Annotated in this window: 19 protein-coding genes; 11 read left to right on the forward strand and 8 right to left on the reverse strand. The window is 64.9% G+C overall.

The features are described 5' to 3' along the window. Positions 1-88: 88 nt before the first annotated feature. A complete protein-coding gene (locus F8S13_15100; protein ID KAB8142311.1) occupies positions 89-1,234 on the reverse strand; it encodes a hypothetical protein in 1,146 nt (381 codons plus the stop codon). Between the two features lie 135 nt (positions 1,235-1,369). On the opposite strand from F8S13_15100, the gene F8S13_15105 reads away from it, so the two are divergent. Beyond that, positions 1,370-1,783: a hypothetical protein gene (locus F8S13_15105; GenBank protein KAB8142312.1), complete on the forward strand. Its 414-nt coding sequence runs from the start codon at positions 1,370-1,372 to the stop codon at positions 1,781-1,783. Here F8S13_15105 and F8S13_15110 read toward each other — a convergent pair. From F8S13_15110 to F8S13_15120, 3 genes are all read right to left on the reverse strand, one after another. Further along, positions 1,780-3,519 carry a hypothetical protein gene (locus F8S13_15110; GenBank protein ID KAB8142313.1) on the reverse strand — a complete coding sequence of 580 codons (1,740 nt, stop codon included), beginning with the start codon at positions 3,517-3,519 and terminating at the stop codon, positions 1,780-1,782. The genes F8S13_15105 and F8S13_15110 overlap by 4 nt on opposite strands. A gap of 65 nt (positions 3,520-3,584) precedes the next feature. Continuing rightward, positions 3,585-4,358, reverse strand: coding sequence for an ABC transporter ATP-binding protein (locus F8S13_15115; protein KAB8142314.1), 774 nt, complete (start codon positions 4,356-4,358; stop codon positions 3,585-3,587). Between the two features lie 103 nt (positions 4,359-4,461). After that, positions 4,462-5,916 (reverse strand): hypothetical protein, encoded by a 1,455-nt coding sequence (locus F8S13_15120; GenBank protein ID KAB8142315.1) that lies wholly within the window; start codon positions 5,914-5,916, stop codon positions 4,462-4,464. 183 nt (positions 5,917-6,099) lie between these two features. On the opposite strand from F8S13_15120, the gene F8S13_15125 reads away from it, so the two are divergent. The 9 genes from F8S13_15125 (at position 6,100) to F8S13_15165 (ending at position 12,550) form a co-directional block, all read left to right on the forward strand. Continuing rightward, positions 6,100-6,834 carry a polyprenol monophosphomannose synthase gene (locus F8S13_15125; protein ID KAB8142316.1) on the forward strand — a complete coding sequence of 245 codons (735 nt, stop codon included), beginning with the start codon at positions 6,100-6,102 and terminating at the stop codon, positions 6,832-6,834. A gap of 131 nt (positions 6,835-6,965) precedes the next feature. After that, on the forward strand, positions 6,966-8,018 hold the full coding sequence (locus F8S13_15130) for a sensor histidine kinase (GenBank protein ID KAB8142317.1): 1,053 nt from the start codon (positions 6,966-6,968) through the stop codon (positions 8,016-8,018). Between the two features lie 420 nt (positions 8,019-8,438). Beyond that, the gene (locus tag F8S13_15135; protein ID KAB8142318.1) at positions 8,439-8,813 is read left to right on the forward strand and encodes a hypothetical protein; all 375 of its coding nucleotides are present in this window, start codon (positions 8,439-8,441) and stop codon (positions 8,811-8,813) included. Between the two features lie 35 nt (positions 8,814-8,848). Then, the gene (locus F8S13_15140) at positions 8,849-9,175 is read left to right on the forward strand and encodes a hypothetical protein (protein ID KAB8142319.1); all 327 of its coding nucleotides are present in this window, start codon (positions 8,849-8,851) and stop codon (positions 9,173-9,175) included. Between the two features lie 32 nt (positions 9,176-9,207). Beyond that, a complete protein-coding gene (locus F8S13_15145) occupies positions 9,208-9,585 on the forward strand; it encodes a hypothetical protein (protein KAB8142320.1) in 378 nt (125 codons plus the stop codon). Next, positions 9,582-10,085 carry a hypothetical protein gene (locus F8S13_15150; GenBank protein ID KAB8142321.1) on the forward strand — a complete coding sequence of 168 codons (504 nt, stop codon included), beginning with the start codon at positions 9,582-9,584 and terminating at the stop codon, positions 10,083-10,085. Before F8S13_15145 ends, F8S13_15150 begins: the two co-directional genes overlap by 4 nt. A 358-nt stretch (positions 10,086-10,443) precedes the next feature. After that, positions 10,444-11,088: a hypothetical protein gene (locus F8S13_15155; protein ID KAB8142322.1), complete on the forward strand. Its 645-nt coding sequence runs from the start codon at positions 10,444-10,446 to the stop codon at positions 11,086-11,088. 39 nt (positions 11,089-11,127) lie between these two features. Continuing rightward, positions 11,128-11,955, forward strand: coding sequence for a hypothetical protein (locus tag F8S13_15160; protein ID KAB8142323.1), 828 nt, complete (start codon positions 11,128-11,130; stop codon positions 11,953-11,955). A gap of 121 nt (positions 11,956-12,076) precedes the next feature. Beyond that, positions 12,077-12,550, forward strand: coding sequence for a hypothetical protein (locus F8S13_15165; GenBank protein ID KAB8142324.1), 474 nt, complete (start codon positions 12,077-12,079; stop codon positions 12,548-12,550). 629 nt (positions 12,551-13,179) lie between these two features. On the opposite strand, the gene F8S13_15170 is transcribed toward F8S13_15165, so the two are convergent. The 3 genes from F8S13_15170 to F8S13_15180 form a co-directional block, all read right to left on the reverse strand. After that, entirely contained in the window at positions 13,180-14,976 is a 1,797-nt protein-coding gene (locus F8S13_15170; GenBank protein ID KAB8142325.1) for a multifunctional 2',3'-cyclic-nucleotide 2'-phosphodiesterase/5'-nucleotidase/3'-nucleotidase, read from the reverse strand. 203 nt (positions 14,977-15,179) lie between these two features. Further along, positions 15,180-17,552 (reverse strand): iron permease, encoded by a 2,373-nt coding sequence (locus F8S13_15175; protein ID KAB8142326.1) that lies wholly within the window; start codon positions 17,550-17,552, stop codon positions 15,180-15,182. Between the two features lie 83 nt (positions 17,553-17,635). Next, complete coding sequence (locus F8S13_15180; protein ID KAB8142434.1) at positions 17,636-18,640, reverse strand: EfeM/EfeO family lipoprotein; 1,005 nt, start codon at positions 18,638-18,640, stop codon at positions 17,636-17,638. A gap of 452 nt (positions 18,641-19,092) precedes the next feature. Here F8S13_15180 and F8S13_15185 point away from each other — a divergent pair, with 452 nt between their 5' ends. Further along, a complete protein-coding gene (locus F8S13_15185; protein ID KAB8142327.1) occupies positions 19,093-19,791 on the forward strand; it encodes a metal-dependent transcriptional regulator in 699 nt (232 codons plus the stop codon). A gap of 65 nt (positions 19,792-19,856) precedes the next feature. Here the strand turns inward: F8S13_15185 and F8S13_15190 are convergent, their stop codons facing one another. Next, complete coding sequence (locus F8S13_15190) at positions 19,857-20,372, reverse strand: hypothetical protein (GenBank protein ID KAB8142328.1); 516 nt, start codon at positions 20,370-20,372, stop codon at positions 19,857-19,859. Position 20,373: the final 1 nt, after the last annotated feature.

Below are 20,373 nucleotides of genomic sequence, written 5' to 3' on the forward strand. Positions count from 1 at the left end.
GAAGGGCGGACATAACGTCCGCCCTTTTTTGTTCCCTTGGAGCCTTGGAGCCTTGGTGGTAAAACGGTCTTTCCCTTCGCGCCTTCTCCTACCGCGCCACGATCGGCAGGTAGACCTGCGGGCTGACGGTGATGCTGCCGCCGTTGCCGCGCAGGCTGTGGTTGTAGGTGTCCGCGATCAGGATGCGCTCGCCCGCCGCCGCCACGCCAGCCGGGAAGCGCAGCAGCGCGCTGTTGCCTGCGCCGTCGGCGCTGCCCGGCAGGCCCGCCGTGCCGAACAGTGTGCTGACCGCGCCGCTGGCCAGATCCACGCGGCGGATGGTGCTGTTGGAGAAATCGGCGATGAGCGCCGCGCCGTCGGGGGCGATGGCGATGCCGCGCGGGAAGTTGAACAGCGCCGCCGTGCCGTCGGTGCTGCCGGGCTGGCCCGCCGTGCCCGCCACGGTGGTGACGGCCCCGCTGGCCAGGTCGATGCGGCGGATGGTGTGGTTGTCGCTGTCGGCCACCAGGGCGAAGCTAGCATCCGCCGCCAGCGCCACGCCGCGCGGGCTGCTGAAGCGCGCCGCCGCGCCCACGCCGTCGGCGCTGCCCGAGGTGCCCGGCGAGCCTGCCACGGTGGTGACGGCCCCGCTGGTCAGGTCGATGCGGCGGATGGCGTGGTTGTCGGTGTCGGCCACCAGGGCGAAGCTGGCATCCGCCGCCAGCACGATGGCCGAGGGGCTGGCGAAGCGCGCCGCAGCGCCCACGCCGTCGGCGCTGCCCGCCGCGCCGGGCGTGCCCGCGACGGTGGTGACGGTGCCGCTGATCACATCCACGCGGCGGATGATGCGGTTGTCGGCGTCGGCCACCAGGGCGAAGCTGGCATCCGCCGCCAGCGCCACCCCCGATGGGTAGGCGAACTGCGCATCCGGGCCGGTGCCGTCGTTCCAGCCGCGCTGCCCCGCCGTGCCCGCGATGGTGGTGACGCTGCCGGTGGCCACATCCACGCGGCGGATGATGTTGTTTTGCGCGTCGGCCACTAGGGCCACGCTGGCGTCGGCGCTCAGGCTGATGCCCGATGGGTAGTTGAAGCGGGCGGCGTCGGCCACGCCGTCGGCGGAGCCGCGCTCGCCGCTGGCGCTGCCCGCCAGGCGGTGCAGCAGCGGCACGGCGGTGTCGGCGTGGGTCACGCCTGCGAACCCGAGACATGCCACGGTCAGGGCGGCGATGGGCCATGGTGAAAGGTGGAGGCGCATGTCAGCTCCTTCAGTAGCTTGGTGGAATGGCCCAAGCTTACCATAGATGTACATACGATGGTATAGCGTGGCTTGATGAAAGAGATAGAGGAAGCGATGTTTTTTCTCACAATAGTGTGATATTTGGCGTGAAGAATGGCAGAAGGCCGCGAAGGTGTGACGGAAGGTCGCGAAGATGTGATGGAAGACCGCGAAGGTGTGACGGAAGGCCGCGAAGATGTGACGGAAGGCCGCGAAGGTGTGACGGAAGGCCGCGAAGGTGTGACGGAAGGCCGCGAAGGTGTGACGGAAGGCCGCGAAGGGGTGGCGGAAGGTCGCGAAGATGTGATGGAAGGCCGCGAAGGTGTGACGGAAGGCCGCGAAGGGATGACAGAAGGCCGCGAAGGGGTGGCGGAAGGTCGCGAAGATGTGATGGAAGGTCGCGAAGGTATGGCGGAACCAGCGGCCTCGCCCATTCGCGAGGCCGCCGCGCCCATGCCGCTGGCCATAATCCCGCCCGCAGCGGCGGGGCCTGCCCCAGCGTGGCAGCCCCGCTTTTCCCGCCGCTAGAACTCCAGCTTGTCCAGCTGGCGCGCGCCCAGGCCCAGGAAGCCCCACGCCACCAGCGCGGTGAGGCCCAGCCCCAGCGCCCAGCCCAGCAGCCCCAGCAGCCAGGCCCAGGCGGGCAGCAGCGTGCCGGTGAGCGGCAGCCCCACGATCGCCCCCAGCGCCAGCGCCAGGTAGAGGATGTAGAAGATCGGCATCAGGCAGCCCGCCTGCAGGCTATTCTGGTCGGTGGGCTTCTCCCAGTCGAACTTGGGGAACGATGCGCCGATGCCCAGCGTGATCGCGCTCAGACCCACGCCCACGATCTGCACGATCAGCCAGGCCACCAGCGCGTGCTGCGGCAGGGCGTGCTGCAGGTACGAGATCAGGCCGATGAACAGCGTGCCCATGATGGGGTAGGGCAGGAAGGCCAGCGCGAACTTGCCCAGCAGCAGCCGCCGCGTGCTGATCGGCGCGAGCCGCAGGATCCAGAAGGCCTTGCCCTCGCGGCTGATGTTGGGGCCGCCCAGCGCCGACGAGAAGGTGAGGCAGATAAAGGTGCTGATGCCCACAGGCGTGAGCAGGCCGAGCGCCGAGTTCACGGCGCTGGGTGCATCCTCGATAGTGGGGCTGCTGGTGAACAGCTGGTAGATCCAGAACCCGCTCATCATCAGCGGGAACAGCAGCTGCTGCACATTGCGCAGGTCGCGGGCGAACAGCCGCAGGTCTTTGAACAGGATGGCCCCGGCATCCACGGGCAGGCCTGGGATGCGCATGGCCAGCGGGGCTTGCGGCTCGCCCTGGCCGCGCGGCTCGCGGCGGCGCACCCGCCCGCTCTCGGAGGACATGTTGGCCCAGCCCGCGTAGTAGATGCGCTCGCCCAGCACCAGGGCCGCCGCGAAGCCGCCCAGCGACACCAGCGCGAACGGCAGGCCGTAGGCCAGCGTGGTGGCCCATTGGTGCGCGCCCGCCGCCGCCACGGCCCGCCCGGCCCAGGCCGAGGGCAGCAGCGGGCTGTTGAGCCGACCCAGCAGCCCCACCATCTGCGCGCCGCCGCTGCTGGGGCTGAATCGGTAGGACAGCTGCGAGAAGGCGTACCATGCCAGGCCGAACAGGCCGCCCAGCACACCCACGATCTCGCGCGCCCGCTTGGCGGGGATGATGCGCACCACCGCCATCACCAGCAGCGCGCCCAGCGAGAAGGGCAGCAGCGGCAGCAGCAGCACCGCCAGCAGCGCGGCCACGTAGTAGGCTGGGCCGTAGCCCATGCCGTGGCCGAAGCCCAGCAGCGCCGGGGCCAGCAGCATGAACAGCAGCAGGTAGGGGAACGACAGCCCGCCGAAGAACTTGACCACGAACACCGCCCGCATGGGCACCGGCGCGACCAGCAGCATGTCGATGTCGCCCGAGAGGTAGAGCGACGAGAGCACCGTGCTGAAGCTGGTGAGCAGCATCATCAGCAGCGCGATCAGCAGCGCGGTGCTGGGCAGCCCCACCAGGTAGGCGTCGAGCTCGGCCAGGGTGGTGGGCACCTGCAGGCGCGGGTTCTCCTGCGCGGCCTCGCGCAGCGCGTCGAGGAAAAACTCGTTGCGCAGCGAGCTGACCGCCCCGCGCATCAGGCCGTAGATCGAGAGGGCCAGCAGGCCCAGCACCAAGAACAGCATGCCCCAGCGCAGCTTCTTGCGCAGGTCGCCCCGCCAGATATTGTTGCGCAGCACCATCAGCTTGGACTGCGTGATCACCCCAATCGCATGAAGCATTCGTTTCTCTGCTCTTACCACCAAGGCGCGACGCCCGGCGTCCAGCAGCCCTAGTGGTAGCTATGTCAGGCTAGCGCCGCCGCGATCTCGGCCTCCTCGTCGCCGCCGGTGAGCTTGAGGAAGATGTCCTCTAGGCTGGCCCCGGCGCTCCCGGCGCGCAGCTCATCCAGGGTGCCGGTGGCGATCACGGTGCCGCCGCTGATGATGGCCACGCGGTCGCACATGCGCTCGGCGATCTCCAGGATGTGGGTGGTGAGGAACACCGAGGTGCCGCGGTCGGCCACGCCGCGCAGGATGTCCTTGATCAGGCGGGCGCTGCGCGGGTCGAGGCCCACGGTCGGCTCATCGAGGAAGAAGGCGCGCGGGCTGTGCAGCAGCGCCCCGGCCAGCGCGGTCTTCTGGCGCATGCCGTGCGAGAAGCCGCCCACGAACTCGTCGCCGCGATCTTCCAGCCCGAACAGCTTCAGCAGCTCCTCGCCACGCCGCCGCGCCTCGGCGCGGTCCATCTGGTACAGCCCGGCGATGAAGGTCAGGTACTCGCGGGCGGTCAGCTTCTCGGGCAGGTAGGGCTGGTCGGGCACATAGCCGATCAGCGATTTGGCGGCGATCGGCTCGCGCTGGATGTCGTGGCCGCCGATGCTGGCCACGCCAGCGCTGGGGCGCAGCAGCCCGATCAGCATCTTGATCGTGGTGGTCTTGCCAGCGCCATTTGGCCCCAGGAAGCCGAAGATCTCGCCAGGGCGCACCTGCAGGTCCACGCCCTTTACGGCCAGCGTGTCGCCGTAGCGCTTCTGGAGGCCGCGCGCCTCGATCACCGGCTGGTCTATCGCTATGCTCATGTCTCTCGCTCCACTGCTTGGCTGCGGCGCACCCAGGCCGCGCCACAAAAGGGATGGATGGCCCGCCTCGTGGTACGGGGCGGGGCACGCGCAGGTTGCGGCGCTAGGGCCTGCGGCGGAAGTAGATCGCCTCGTCATCCTCGTACTGCTGCTGCCAGCCCGGCATGGCGCGCATCTGCTTGATCAGCGGCCCCTGCTGCTCTTTGCTCAGCAGCATGCCGTCGAGCTGGTACTTGTCGATCAGCGCCTGCACGTCGTGGCCGCCGCTGAGCGCCAGGTGGTCGGCCCACTGCTCGAAGGGGTACAGCTCGATGCGCGTGTCGATAAACACCTTCTGCTCGGGCGCGGCGTAGTCGAGGTACGAGCCGTAGGCCTCGGTGTGGTAGAGCCGCTGGGGCCTGTCGGGCTGCTGGCGCAGCCAGGCCACCGCCGCCACCGGCGTGTGCTTGAGCAGCTGGCCCTGCGGCCCGGCCATCCACAGCGGCTTCACCCAGGGCAGGCACAGCAGCACCGCCAGCCCCAGCATGGCCACGATCGCGCCGTTGGCCAGCGACGAGCCGCTCGCCGCCGCTGGCTCGTCCTCGGCCAGCGGGCGGGCGGCGGCGCGCACCACCAGCGGCACCGCCACGAAGGCGAACCACACGGTGTTGCGGCTGGCGCTCAGGCTCATCCACAGCAAGGGTAGCGCCATCAGCCAGTCGGTCAGGTCGGGCTTGCGCGGGCTATAGATCAGCACCAGTCCGCCCACGATCAGGAAGGCGAAGAAGATCAGGCCTCCCGGGTTGCGCACGGTGGGCGCGGCCCACTCGCTCACTAGCTGCGTCACCGCGCTGTTGCTGGTGAGGTTGCGCACATAGGCCAGCACGCCCAGGCCGCTGGGGTTGGCCAGCGTGGCCAGCGCGGTGGCCGCGCCCCAGCCCAGCAGCGGCAGCGGCGGCCCGCCCGCCTCGTCGCGGCGCAGCAGCGTGCCCACGAAGGTGGCGCCCAGCAGCGCCAGGCCCAGCGGGAACGAGCCGTGCAGGTTCACCCACAGCGCCATCAGCGGCGGCAGCAGCCACAGGCGGCGGAACCAGCCCAGCCGATAGGCGGTGAGCACATACAGGAAGGCGGCGAACAGCGGGAAGACGAAGGTCTGCGGGCGGATGTTCCAGTCGGGGAACGACACCGGCAGCGCGGCTAGGAACACCGGCACCACCACGCGCAGGCGCGGGCTGCGGCGCAGGCACAGCCGCAGCAGCAGCCCGTAGGCCAGCAGCAGCGTCAGCGCGTGGGCCACCAGCAGCAGCGGCACGCCGCCCAGCGCGTTCAGGCCGTAGAGCAGCAGCTGGGCCAGCCAGGGCTGGTTGGCGAAGGGCTGCCCGGCGCGGGTGTACGAGAAGCTGTCGGTGGCGGGCACCGCGCCCTCGGCCACCATGCGCTGGCCGGTGGCCACGTGGAACCACAGGTCGTTTGGCGGCACCGGCGTCACCAGCGGGCCGATCAGGATGAGGGCCAGCACCGCAGCCACCCACACGTGCTCCAGGGTGATCGCGGGCCGGGGGGAAGGGATGTTGCTCATGGTCTCCGCTCGTCTGGGCCGCCCGAGCAGCCTCGGCGCGGTCAGCGCACATCGTTTGGCGGGCCGATCTCACCGCACGTCGTAGCGCCGTTTGTGAGAACTGGCATTCGTGCCTATAATAGCGTCTGTTGAGAATTTCAGCCACTGGTAGTTGATTGGAAAGCGACACTGGATCGCAAACCTATGGCATCAACCAATAGCACACACGCCGCCGCAACCGCCGACTGCACGGTTGTGATCCCCACCTATAACGAGATCGAGAACATCGCCACCCTGATCGACCGCGTGCTCGAGAACCCGCGCTTCCGCGTGCTGGTGGTGGACGACGGCTCGCCCGATGGCACCGGCACGCTGGTGGCCAACCTGGCCGCGCAGAACGAGCGCGTCGGCCTGCTCTCGCGCTCGGGCAAGCTGGGCCTGGGCACGGCCTACATCGCCGGGTTCAAGCGCGCGCTGGCCGAGGGCGCGCAGTACATCTTCGAGATGGACGCCGACTTCTCGCACGACCCCGTCTACCTGCCCAAGCTGCTAGAGGCCGCCGAGACCCGCTTCGACCTAGCGCTCGGCTCGCGCTACACCGCAGGCGGCGGCACCACCGACTGGGGCGCGGTGCGCAAGTTCATCAGCCGGGGCGGCAACATCTACGCCGGCCTCATCCTGGGCCTGCCCGTGAGCGACGCCACCGGCGGCTACCGCTGCTACCGCCGCACGGTGCTGGAGACGATCGCGCTCGACCGCATCCGCTCCAATGGCTACGCCTTCCAGGTCGAGATGGCCTACCGCGCCGTGCAGGCCGGGTTCCGCGTGGGCGAGATCCCGATCATCTTCCCCGACCGCCGCGTCGGCAAGTCGAAGATGTCGCGCCGGATCGTCTTCGAGGCCCTGATCAACGTGTGGCGCATGCGATTCACCAAGTAGCCGCCTACACCGCCCTGTAATCAAGGCGCTGTTGACGCGACCTAATGCGGCATCTATAATTTGATCAGGACATACACGGCCAAACCGCTGGCGGCCAACGTGCTGGCAGCCTCTACCACGGGAGACTCACCGTGCCATCAAGCGAAGCGAACGCGACAATCGAAGAACTGCGCACGAATGCGAATGCCGAACTTGACAAAGCGCGGCGCGAGCTAGCCGAGCTGGAGACCCTTCTGCGCCAGACCCAGTCCGAGGTCGAGAAGCTGGCCCAGCGCGAGCTAACCGTCGCCAACCGCCTGCGCGATCTTGAGATTAACATCGATAAGTACAACAAGGCCGACATCAAGAACTTCTACACCTCCGCACAGGAGGTGCAGATGCGCCTGCTGATGATGCGCGGCCAGCTGGAGCAGCTGCAGTTTCGCCAGCAGAGCCTCAAGGCCCGCCAGAGCCAGCTGTTCGAGCTGACGACTGCGCTGGAGGGCATCGCCCCCGCAGACTCGGGCGGCGGCGCGGGTCGCTCCGAGGAGAGCGACATGATCGCCAACATCATCCAGGCCCAGGAGAACGAGCGCCTGCGCATCTCGCTGCAGATGCACGACGGCCCGGCCCAGTCGATGAGCAACCTGGTGCTGCGCGCCGAGATCTGCCAGCGCATGCTCGACCGCGACGCCGAGATGGCCCGCGCCGAGCTGAGCGGCCTGAAGTCTGCGATCAACGGCACGCTGCAGGATGTGCGCCGCTTCATCTTTGAGCTGCGCCCCATGACCCTGGATGACCTGGGCCTGGTGCCTACGCTGCGCCGCTACATCCAGCAGTACACCGAGAAGAACAAGGTCGACGTCAACTTCATGGCCCCCAACCTCGACTCGCGCCTGCCGCCCCACTACGAGATCGCGATCTTCCGCTTTGTGCAGGAGGCGCTGACCAATGTCTCCAAGCACGCCAACGCCTCGCAGGTGCGCGTGGTGGTGGACAACACCGGCAGCTCCATCCATGTTTCGGTGGAGGACGACGGCAGCGGCTTCCCGCTGAACGAGGTGATGAGCGAGAATAGCTCACATCGGAACCTGGGCATCTCGACCATGCGCCAGCAGGCCGAGTCGCTGCTGAACGGCGAGTTCGGCATCGAGAGCGCGATCGGGCGCGGCACCCGCGTGGCGGCGGTCATCCCGCTGCCCTAGCCCCACACCGCACATGCCAGCCACACGCGGCCCGCAGGCTTCTGCCTGCGGGCCGCTGCTTTATCCTCAAGAAAAGAACCATACCACGAAGACGCGAAGACGCGAGGCTCTGCTCTTCCCCATTCCTCAATAGGGCCTCTGCGTTCTCGACAGAACGCCAATTCTTTTACCACCAAGACTCCAAGAACAAAAGGAACGCCCCCACAAAGGTGCAAACATTCATAAAAAGGATGAAAAAATCTTCGTGCCTTCGCGTCTTCGTGGTTCAAAATCTTCGGTGAATCAAGAACGCATAGGCCCTATATTCCTCAATGATGCATCTATACGTTGGGTAGCTTCTATGATAGGATGTGAATATATATGCGAGCCTATCTGAAAGATTTTCTACGCAGCGGTGTATTGGGCGATATCTGCATCGGTATGAGTCTCGATGTGGTGCTGGCGACCCTCGGCGCTCCCGAGGATATCTCGCATAACAGGCTGGCCTACAAGTACCAGGGCGTGCCGATCCACTTCTGGCAGCACAAGGCCGATTTCATCGGCCTGTATCTGCGCGGCGGCATGCTGGCCGCGCCCGCCCGGCTGGCGCTCGACGTGCCGCCGACCGAGGTATACACCCGCGCCTCTATCGAGCGACTCATGGCGACCCACGCCATCCCCTACTGCCAGCACCCACTGCTGACCTTTGGCGACCAAACCGGCCTGGAGACCGCATGCGGGGTGCAGATCGTGTGCGGCGTGGGCAGCTGCCTGGTCGACAGCATGCAGTACCGCTCTACGGCTGCGGGGCGCTGATCCCGCTGCGCCTATTCTGGCAGGAAATACGACATATGGACCGACAGACCATTATCGCGATGCTGGGCGAGGAGGTCTACGCCAGCGAGGGTGCGGCTGCCCGCCGCGCAGCGCCGCACACGGGCTACCGCGGCCCTCCCTATGCCTACGCCTCAACCGTGCCCGAGGAGATCGGCGCGCTGGTCTGGGCCACGCCCGAGGCCGAGCTGGATGCGCAGGGCAAGATCCGGCTGCTGTTTGCGTGCTACCGCGACATCCCCGACTACGCATGGCTGTCGGATCTCGCCGTCTTCCACTACGATGACTTCTCCCCAGCCAGTGCTCTGTCTTCTGGGCAGAAGTGCAAGCCCTGCTCGCCATAGACGATGAGGCGCTGGCGAGGCCGGTGTGCTACATGCTCTGGTGCGACTTCTTCGCACGGCAGTCGCGCAGCGCCGCCGCCTGGGCCGCCCTGGCGGGCGATGGGATGGATGCCAGCACCACCCGTCGGCTGTTGAGCGTGTCCGGCCCGGTCGAGTTTGCCCTCAAGGATGCGCTCTACCGTCGGCTGCTGCCCGATCATGCATGGCACGCCGAGATCTTCCGCAGCCTGCTGATGAGCTGGAGCGATTCGTTTGGCCATATCGACTACCCGCGCGCCCGCGCGGTGCTGGCGGCGCTGGCCATACCGCCTGGCACCGATGGGCTGGCCGCCCTGTGCGCTGGGCTTGCATCCGAGCTGCGCCCGTGGGAGCGCGGCTCGCACAAAGGAGCACCGCCATCGAACCTGTGAGCGCCGCCGAGCAGGCATTCATCACCTTTTTACGCGATGGTTGCTTTGGTCCCCTGCATGCGAATATCACCAAGGAAGAACTATTGCAGATCCTTCCAGAGCTTTGGGAAGCCAAGGGGGCTACCTTACCGCCCTATACATTATTTAGTTTTGAGAATTTTGAGTGTGCCTTTGAGAATGACCAGTTGCTCAAAATCAAAATCTTGTTTTTTGAGAAATACGAGCAACAGACATGGTTCGAGACATTTGATATTCGTTGGTATGATTTCACCCGTGCTACACATTTACTAACGATGCGCGAATTTTTACAGCAGCATATGATTGCTCATAGCTGCTTGTTCTTTATTGACGACTCTGTCAGTATACAGATTATTGGAATGCCGATATCAATAAACTTCCGACCAGGTATCCAGAATATCCAGAATATCTATCGCTTTTATGTGGGGATGACAGATTGGCGGGGAAGTGATCTTGTTCGCGGGGTGATCGAATTTCCGTGAGGTGTGCGGGAAGCATAGCAGCACGCTCTGCGCATTATTCTCCTGGTTTTATTTCAAACATATGCGCTGTTTGGAGGAAATATGTCAAAAGTTGTGGTTTATGGCTGGGAAGAGGGATTCAAAAAATATCTTTTATCAAGCTTTTGAGGCAAAGTGCGAACACAGGCCTGAAAGAGGCGGCGGATATGCTCGATTGTGTTTTGGCGTATCAGGAGGTCAGCTTCTCCTTTGAGACAGAAGAGGCAGCTCAGGCCTTTGTGCGTGATGTTGTGGCGCTCGGCGGGCTGGCGAGGGTAGAGGCTCCTACGCCTGAATAGCGCATCGCCATAGGCGTGTAGATGAGAATGCGAGTACTGCTATGCTCGAACCCCTGGTCAAAAGAGATCGGATCGCGCTTGAGAGCCGCCACGAGGAGCGCACATGGCTGTGGGATACGCCGCTCGCTGGGCTGACCCGCACTGCCGCATGGCTTGCAGATGTGCGGCGCGGTGGTATCGATGATACGCCGTGGGATAGGGGTGAGCACCTGCTGCGCGCCACGATCCGCAGCGAGCAGCTGCTGGTCTCGCTGGTGCTGAAGACTGACCGTGGCGGCATCGCCTGGGGGAAGCAGCGCTTTTACACAGATGCGCCGCTGGCCGTGCCATGGGAAATTACGCGATACACCAAGCCTTCGGGCCAAGTCAGCCACTGGGTACGCGGCCATCTGAATAGCGAGGGCGGACTGCTCTACCCAGGTCAGCAGGTTATGCTGCACCCGCTCCCCGCGCCGGAGACGCTCCACACGGGCGGGCTGTTCCCGCTGCTCTCGGCCAGCGAGCCGCTGCGGTGGATGTGCGGCCTGCTGCTGCTGGCCCGCGCCGATGTGGTGATTGGCCGGTGCCACATCTGGCGCGTGCGCCCGCGCATCGCCGCGCTCCTGCCGCAGCCCTTCCGCGAGATGCTGAGCCACCAGCGCACCGGCCAGCGCACCTGGCAGCAGATCGACGCCCTGGGCGCATAGCGAGGGTGAGGATTAGGTAGTACCTAATCCAGCGGAAGGATTCATACCAACACCCACCCCCAAACACAACAGTGCCCCTCCCCGGGCCTGCGCCCGATCAGCACGATTGCGGTGGGCGAGCTGGTGCTGGCCTGGGATGCGACCACGCGCTCCACCGGCTACTACACCGTGACCGCCGTGATGCTGCACACCGACGCGGCCCAGGTCCACCTGAGCGTGGGCGGCGAGCACGTGGAGACCACGCCCGAGCACCCGTTTTACACCCTGGAGCGCGGCTGGGTGAATGCTGGCGACCTGTGGGATGGCGCGCACGTGCGCCGCGCCGACGGCAGCTACGCCCTGACCCTGGTGCTGTGGCTGGATGCCCAGCCGCAGATGATGTACAATCTCACCGTCGCAACCGCACACACCTTCTTCGTGGGCGTCGAGCGGGCGCTCGTGCATAATGCCGGTTGCCCACTTCGATCTGATCAGGAACTTTTTGATCTAGTAAGAGCGAGAGCACCTAAAAGCAATAGATCGCAAGAGAATGGTGTATATACTGTTCTACAAGCCCCTGATGGCGAGCTATTTTATGCAGGAAGTAATCGGCTAGATAGATATCCTATTCGGGATGAGGTGATGAAAATTTACCAAAATAATCCGTGTAAGGATGCCACAGCAGGAGCTTGTGGCGAAGCAAGAGCTATAAGTATAGCTATGGATAAAGGATATAGCTTAGACGATTTAGTAGGATCGACTATAGTCTCAGTGTTTGTCCGTAGTAATGTAGAGAATCCTAAGCATCTGACACTGGCTGCACCATGTGAGGCAAACTGCTCTATTGTTTTGCCTATGTTGGGTATTCGAGGTGTTGATCGCTTGTGATTTTTGTCTATACAATTAAGATACTCTAGACAGATACTATTTTGATATAATATTCTATCTAGAATTTTAGAAAGACATATACTATAAAATAGGCAGCTATTGATTGTATATTTTATAGTATATGTGGAATATATTCCTTGGAGGCTTTATGATTAATTTGTCGGAAAGAGTTAGTCGTGTTTTTGTTAATTATGGATGGTCGCCAGAACGTTCTGTCGATATTACAACATTTATTGATAAATTATCTGAAGAGGGTTTCCAAATATTTGATGTTGCTGAAAAATTCTTAAGAAACTTGCACGGGTTGAAAATAGAGCCTCGTTTGGGATTACATACCGCTATAGATTTTCATGCCGGTGAAGGTTTAGGTACATTACATAGTATACAACCTTGGGCAGTAGCAAATGATTTGCAAGTTTATGCCATTGGTATGTGGGTATCTAGACCAATATATGTGGACTCTCAGGGGAGATTATATATAACTGATTTTAGTGTTTATGAAAGAGTTAGCGAAACTATAGAAGAGGGTTTAGATAACCTCCTCTTTTTTCGCGGAGCACAATCGTTTGTACTTATACCACCAATTTTGATGTAGTTGTTTTGGCGAAACTGATTTTTATTTAAAACCTATATAACCGCCCTACACACTATTTACTTTTGAGAATTTTGAGTGTACCTTTGAGAACGACCAGTTGCTCAAGATTAAGATCTTGTTTTTTGAGGAATACGAGCAACAGACATGGTTAGAGACATTTGATATTCATTGGTATGATCTTATCCGTACTACACATTTACTAGCGATACGCGAATTTTTACAGCAGCATATGATTGCCCATAGCTGCTTGTTCTTTATTGACGATTCTGTCAGTATACAGATTGTTGGGATGCCGATATCAATAGGTTTCCGGCCCGGTATCCAGAGTATCCAGAATATCTATCGCTTTTATACGGGTGTGGAAAATTGGCGAGGAAGTGATATTGTCAGGGAAGAGATTGACTTTCCGAGTACCTAGTTGGTGAGATAAGATTAGCTCCTTCTCCTAAAAAACCTGCACCCTCCCTGCTGATTGCACCCGGCGAACGCAGCGTGGTGATGTCCTCACGCTACCGCCGACGCCCATGGCGCAGCAGATATGTGGCCGATGCTGGCCTTTGTCCTGCCCACCCCCAACACAAAAAGCACCCCTCCCCGAGCGTTCGGGGAGGGGCGCTGCCGCGTGTGGGCTACTGCACGGTCTCGACGATCGGAATCCAGGTCAGGTAGCTGCGCGCGATGCGCCCTCCGGTGATGTCGGCGTCGGCCACCGCGCCGCCGTCGGCGCTCAGCGCGGCGATGTGCTCGGCCAGCGCGTCGGCCAGCACGAAGCCGATGTCCAGCTTGTTGCTGCCCTCGGTGAAGGCGGTGTAGCCGTCGCCGCCGGTGAGCATGTAGTTGTTGGTGTAGACGCGGTAGGTCGCCGCCGCATCCAGCGCCACATAGCCGTCGGCGGTCTTGATCTCCACGCTCAGCACGCGGCTGCCCGCCGGGCGGCTGGTGGTGAAGCTGTAGCGCAGCCCGGCCACCTGCGGGAAGCGCCCGGTGTTGGATGCGCCGCCCACATAGCCCAGGCCGTTCTCCAGCGCCGCCAGCAGCTGCGCGCCGGTGATGTCGGTGCGGGCGATGGTGTTGCCGAAGGGCAGCACGCTCAGCACGTTGCCGTAGTTGATGTCGCCCGCCGCGATGCTGGCGCGGATGCCGCCGCCGTTGGTGATCACCACCTTGGGATAGGCGACCTTGGCCGCGTCCTCGGCCACCTTGGCCAGCACGGCGTCGGTCAGCAGGTTGGCCAGGTTGGTCTCGCGGCTGCGCACGTTGGCGGTCACGCCATCCAGCGCGATCTCGCTCTTGCCCACGGCACGGGCCGAAACCTCGGCGATCTGCTTCTTGTAGCCGGTGGTCTCGGTGCCGATCAGCGTCTCGAAATCCGCATCCGGCTCGATGTAGCCCTCTTTGGTATTGTCGGCCTGCATCTCGGTGGGCGAGGATGTGACGGTCGAGACGTTGCCGTCGGCGTCGAAGCCGACCACGATATCGCCGCACCAGCGGCCATACTCCCAGTCGGTCAGCACCAGCACGGGCTTGCCTGCGGCGTTGGTGACGACGGTGGGGTAGTCGCCCTGGGCGTTGGGCTGGCCGCCCAGCGGCGTGTGGCTGTGCCCGCCGATGATCAGCGCGATGCCCGAGGTGTTCTTGGCAAGCTCCACATCCACGCCGTAGCCCAGGTGGGTCAGCGCGATGATCTTCGCGCCCACGATCGGCTGCAGCTCCGCCACCTGGGCCGTGGCGCGGGCCACAGGGTCGGCGAAGGTGGTGCCCGCGCCCGGGCTGCTGATCTCGGTGGTCTCGGGCGTGGTCAGGCCGAAGAGGCCGATCTTCTGCTCGCTGCCGGTGTCGCTCAGCGCGATGACCGTGTTCGGCTGGATCAGGCCCGCAAGCGGGTCGCCAGCGGGCACGTCGATGTTGGCGCTGATGATTGGGAAGCTGGTGCCGCCCAGCACGGGCGCTCCGGCGGGCACGTCGGGGTAGGTGCCGGTGGCCGCACCATGGATGAACTTGGCCAGGTTGGCGTTGCCGTCGTCGAACTCGTGGTTGCCGATCGTGCCCACCTGGTAGCCCATCCGGCGGTAGAAGTCGAGGTCGGCGTAGCCCTTGTACTGGCTGTAGTAGAGCGAGCCTTGGAAGTAGTCGCCCGCATCCACCAGCAGCAGGTCGTAGGGGTCGCTGCCACCCTTGGCGGCCTGCTGGGCCGCGCGCACGCTGGCGATGTAGGTCTGCCGCCGCGAGACGCCGCCGTGCTTGTAGCTGTCGCTCACCGGCTCGATGTGCGAGTGGTGGTCGTTGGTGTGCAGGATGCGCAGCTTGTACACCGGCGCGGCTGCGAGCGCGTTGGTGAACTGGAAGCCGCCATTTGCGTACAGGGTGAGCGTGCCAGCGCCGACGACCACGCGCTTGAGGAATGCGCGTCGCGAGATGTTCGCCATAGTATCCTCTCTCTACCAAGGGTGGGAAGACCGCGCGATTATAGCACGGCCTGAAGAGATGTTTTGTGAGGCAAAAGGTATTGCGCTGGAATTATGCGGGCTAAAAACTAAATAGCTGTGAACGCTGCATTAAGCGCGTGTAAAGCAATAGCCCAGCCATATGGCCGGGCTATTGCCGCGAGGGCTAGGGTGTGCGCCAGGGCCTAGTCGGTGCCCTGCGTGCTGGTGGAGCTGGCCGGGGCCTGCTGGGCCGCTGGCTCCTGCGCCTTGGGCGCGGGCTTCTTGTGCTTCTGGCCCTCGGCCAGGAAGAAGCTGCCGATCACGAAGGCAGCGGCGGCGAACTGCAGGATGATGCCCTCCCAGGTGGCGTAGATGCCGAACCACATGCCCGCCCAGTAGGGCAGCGCCCCCGCGATCTCGCGGATGGGGTTGGTGGGCACCCAGCCGATCACCTGCATCACGTGCACCGTCTTGCCCACCATCTGCAGCAGCACCGCGCCGATCATCACGCCGGTCACGATCAGCATGCGCTTGTGGGGCAGCTTGGCCTGCACGAAGAACACCAGCACGCCCACGGCTAGCGTGGCCGCGAGGCCCACCGCCACGCCGCCCAGCACCACCGCCGTGGTGCTCTCCAGCACCAGGGCCTGCAGGAACAGCACGGTCTCGAAGCCCTCGCGGTAGATGCTGGAGAAGCCCAGCACGCCTAGACCGATCCACTTCCCGGCCTCGCCGCCCACGATCCGGCGCTTCTGCTGGTGGAAATTGGCCATCCAGCCCGTCCAGTAGACCTGGTGGAAGAACCAGTTGGTGATCAGCAGCAGTACGCCGATCGCGATCAGCGAGACGATCACCTCCAGCATCTCGGAGTTGATGCCGTACTGCAGCAGCGCGTTCAGCAGGGTGTGCGACATAACCCAGGTGAGCGCCGTGAAGCCGAAGGCTAGAGCCGCGCCCACCCACATGGGCATGCGGTAGCGGCGCATCTCGGCGGTCTTCAAGCTGCCCATCAGCGAGGCCAGGATGAGCACGGCCTCTAGGCCCTCGCGGAACACGATGATCGCGGCGTTGGATGCGACCGCCACCGGCGCGTTCTGGCCGCTGATCGCGACCTTGGCCTGGGCCAGCTGGGCGTCCAGCGCCTTGCGGCTGGCCTTGATCTCGCCTGCGGTGGCGCTCTTGGCGATCAGGCTGGCCAGGCCCTTCTGCTCGCCCACGCCGTACCAGAACAGCTCCTCGATCGGCTGCTTCATCTCGGGCGCGAACACCACCAGCTTGGCCTCGGGGCCGCTCTCCAGCACCGCGTAGGCCTCAAGCCGCGCCGACTCGGCCAGGTCGTACTGGCCCGCCGCCACCGCCGCCTCCATCTGGTCGAGCATCGAGTCGATCACGTCGAAGTCGCCCGCGCTGCTGCGCTGCTGCCACTCGGGCGGCATGGCCTGCTGCAGGGTGGCCAGCAGGGCGTCGGTGGCCTGCTGCAGCTGGGGGCCGCTGGCCACGGCGCTGCGGGCGCTGGCCTTGGCTAGCATGTCCTCGACGGTGGCGAACTGGGCGGCGGCCTGGGCGGCCAGCGCCGGGTCGCGGGCATCCAGCAGGCTGCGCAGGTCGGCGAAGGCCGCCGCCGCACCCTCGTGGAAGGTCACGGCCTCGCGGATCTCTAGGTCGGTGGTCACAGTGTTGCCGCTCACGCCGCGCTTGTACTCCACCGGCACCAGGCTGAGGAAGCGCAGCATCTGCCCGGCGCGGCGCTCCTGCTCCTCGGCGCTCAGCGGGGCGGCGCGGAAGCCCTGCAGCGCCTGCTCGACCTGAGCCAGCGCGGCGGCGTTGGCCTCGCCCTTGGCGGCCACCAGCGCGGCCAGAGCGGCCTGGGCCTGGGCCAGCGGCTGCTGGCCGCGCTGCTCGGCGTAGGCCGGGGCCAGCAGCGCGAAGTAGCCCTCGGCCAGGGCGGCGGCCTCGGCGCGGCGCGCGGCGAAGCCCTGCTGCTGGGCGGTGGTGGTGTCGTGCAGGGCCTCGGTGAGGCGGGCCTGGTAGGTGTCCAGCAGGTCGGCGCGCAGGGCGGCCTGGGCGTCGGCCTGGCTCACGGTGCCCGTGGCCAGCCCGTCGATGGCCTTGGTGGCGTCGGCGTCGGGGCGCGAGAAGCGGGTGGCGTGGCGGAACTCGCGCAGCGGCAGCCAGCGCTGGGCGGTCGCCGCATCGCCCTTGGCCACGGCCTGCTCGACCTGGGCGTAGCCCCCGGCCAGCAGCCCGGTCCAGATCCGCGCGCGCGCCACCGCGAAGGCGGCGCTGTCGCCCGCCGCGAGGGCGCGGCCCGCCTCGCCAAACGCCGTGTCGATGCGCTGCGCGGCCTCGGCGGGCATGGCGCTGGCCAGCGCGCCCTGGTAGGTGGTCTGGGCCTGGGCCAGCAGCTCACGCGCGGCGGTGGCGTCGCTGGCCATGTGGATCTGGGCCTGCACCAGCGCGCTGCGCACCTGCTCGGCGCTGGCGGCGGGCGTGGCGGCCTGCGCTGCCGCCAGGGCGGGCGCGATCAGGGCCGCCAGCAGCAGCCCGAGGATGATAGGGAAGATACGGCGAAACATACTCCAGCCCTCGCAGATCTGGTAGAACGCCAGAGGCCAGCGCCGTGAGATCGGCGCTGGCCCAGGCATCGCGGCAGTTCGAGCTACTCTTGGATGGACACGTTCAGCTTGGCGGCCACCTGGCTGATCTGGCCGGTGATCGCAGTGGCGCGGTTCTGGGCCTCGGCCCCTAGCAGGTCGGCGTCCTCGGCGGTGAACTTCTGGCCGCCCTGCTCCTTGGTGTAGATGTCGGCGATGAAGCTACGCAGGCCCGTTAGGTCGCTGCCGATCTGCTTGCTCTGGGCGGCATCCACGGTGTCGACCAGCGGGCTGATGCCGCCGTACACCACCTCCAGGCCCGAGAGGATGTCCTGCATGTCGGCCAGGCGCGAGATCGCCACGAAGTCGCCCTGGGTCGAGGCATCGCCCGCCACAAAGCGCGAGTTCTTCCACGACTCGAAGTACTCGTTCATGGTCGGCACCATCACCACCAGCGCCGTGAAGGCATCGGACTCGCTGGGCTGCCAGTTCTGCGCGGCCACCGACAGCTCGCCGGTGTAGCGGTCGAGCGCCTCGGCCCCAGCCTTCAGCACATTGGCGTCGGGCAGCGCCTCGCCAAAGGTTATCTTGCCGTCGCCGTCGAAGTCGGCCTCGGCGGGGGCGGTGTAGGCCTTCTCAGTGCCCCACAGGCTCTTCTCGGTCACGCCGAACAGGTTGCCGGGCTTGGCCAGCGTGCGCCCGTCGGGCAGGCTCAGGTCGAAGGGCACAACGCTATCGCCGCCCTCCTCCGCCGAGGCTCCGGCGTCGAGGATCACGTCGTAGTCGGCCAGGGTAGGCACGCCCGCCACCAGGCCTTCGATCTTCTCGTAGCCGGGGCTGGCCAGCTTCCAGGCATCGCGGGCCTTCTCCACGGCAGCCTGTGTGGCCTTGGGGTCGGCCTTCCACAGCGCCGCGTAGTCGAAGTTGGCGGCCTTGGCCATGTCGTAGTAGGCGCTGCTGGCCGTCACCAGCTCGGCGGTGCTGCCCTTGAGCTTGGCCACGTTGTCCAGCAGGTAGGCTTTTACCGTGGTCAGGTCGGCCTGCGCAGCTGCTGTGGTGGCGGCGGGCATGGTAGCCTCGGCGGCGGGCGCTGCGGTGGCCTCGGCGGCGGGTGCGGTGGCGGGCGCTGCGGTGGCGGGCGTGGTAGCCTCGGCGGCGGGCGCTGCGGTGGCGGGCGCTGCGGCCTGCGGCGTCGAGCCGCACGCGCTCAGCAGCACCAAGCCAGAAAGGGCGAAGGGCAGAAGGCGACGCATCGGAAAGCTCCTCGTTGGGAATATGGGCGCAGAAAACTAAGCCAGCGCTGCTTGCGTGGCCCTAGTGGGCGGGCTATAATGGGCAGGATCTGCATCCTGCTCTCCATCGTGGATGACTTTGGGAACCGTTCAAGCCGGGGTTAGTATATTTTAATATCGGCTATTTGTCAACAAATTACTATTTTATATTACGATACCAAAACCAACCTACGCCCAGGCGAGTCCAGCCCTCTTGCCCTCTCCCGCGCCCAGTGCAGAAGGAAGACACCATGAGCAGCTCTATGCCACATATCGAGGCGCGCAAGCGCCAGGGGCAAGATGGCCCGACCGAAAAGATGCGCGAGTACCTAGAGGTGATCTACTACCTCTCGACCCGCAGCGAGCCAGTGATCGCGGCGCGGCTGGCCGAGTGGATGCGGGTCACGCCGCCCACCGTCACCAACATCCTCAAGCGCATGGAGGACAAGCACTACATCACCCGCGATGCGCGCGGCGAGATCAAGCTCACCCCCGAGGGCTTCGAGGTGGCCGAGAACGTGGTGCGGCGACATCGCATCCTAGAGCGCTTTTTGGTGGATGTGATGGGTATTCCCTGGCACGCCATCCACGAGGAGGCGGTGCGGCTGGAGCCAGCGCTCTCGCCGCTGATGGAGGAGCGGATCGAGGCGCTGGTGAGCGGCGTGACCACCTGCCCGCACGGCAACCCCATCCCAGGCACCGGCAGCCTGCCCGGCGGCACCCACCGGCTGATCCAGGCCGAGGTCGGCCACACCTTCACCATCCGCCGCATCGCCGAGGAGGCCGAGGAGGACACCGACCTGATGCGCTACCTGCAGGAGGGCGGCCTGGTTCCTGGCGAGCGCTTCGATGTCTCGGGCAGCTCGCCCGCCTTCGGCACCACGCTCAGCCGTGGCGGGCGCTCGATCACGCTCACCCCGCAGATCGCAGCGCTGCTCTGGGGCGAGTAGCACCCCGGCAGCGCAGCAAGGCCCCTGGGCATATGCCCAGGGGCCTTGTGTTGCTATATTAGCTGTTAGGCGCGCTGCTCGATCTGCTGCTCGATGGCCTCTACCAGCCGCTCGTGGCCGTCCAGCTCGCGCGGCAGCGGCAGGCGGCCCTTGCCCAAGGCCAGCCGCAGCAGCAGCCGCGCCGCCGGGCTGGCGATGTCGGCGGTGGTGTCGCGCCGCAGCAGGATGGTGTCGCGCTGCGCCGAGCGGGCGATCTCGCGCATGTCGGCCCAGGGGAAGGTGTGGGCGATGCCCATGCTCTGGTAGCGCAGGCCATCCTCGGCCAGCCAGAGGCGGGCGTCGTACTCGGCCAGGGTGCCCCACAGCACCACCGGCACCGCCACCACCGCGCCCAGCATCAGCAGCGCGGGCGCGAGCTGGCTGATGCCCAGCCCCTGCGGCCCGCCAAACCAGCCCTCGGTGGCCATGGCCCCCAGGGTGTCGCGCAGCGACCAGAAGGCCAGCGCCCAGATGATCAGCGCGCCCACGATATAGGCCAGCAGCATGCGGCGGCCAGCGGCAGTTATGCGGTAGGTGTGCATG

It is taken from the genome of Chloroflexia bacterium SDU3-3, assembly GCA_009268125.1.
Classification (GTDB): Bacteria; Chloroflexota; Chloroflexia; order Chloroflexales; family Roseiflexaceae; genus SDU3-3.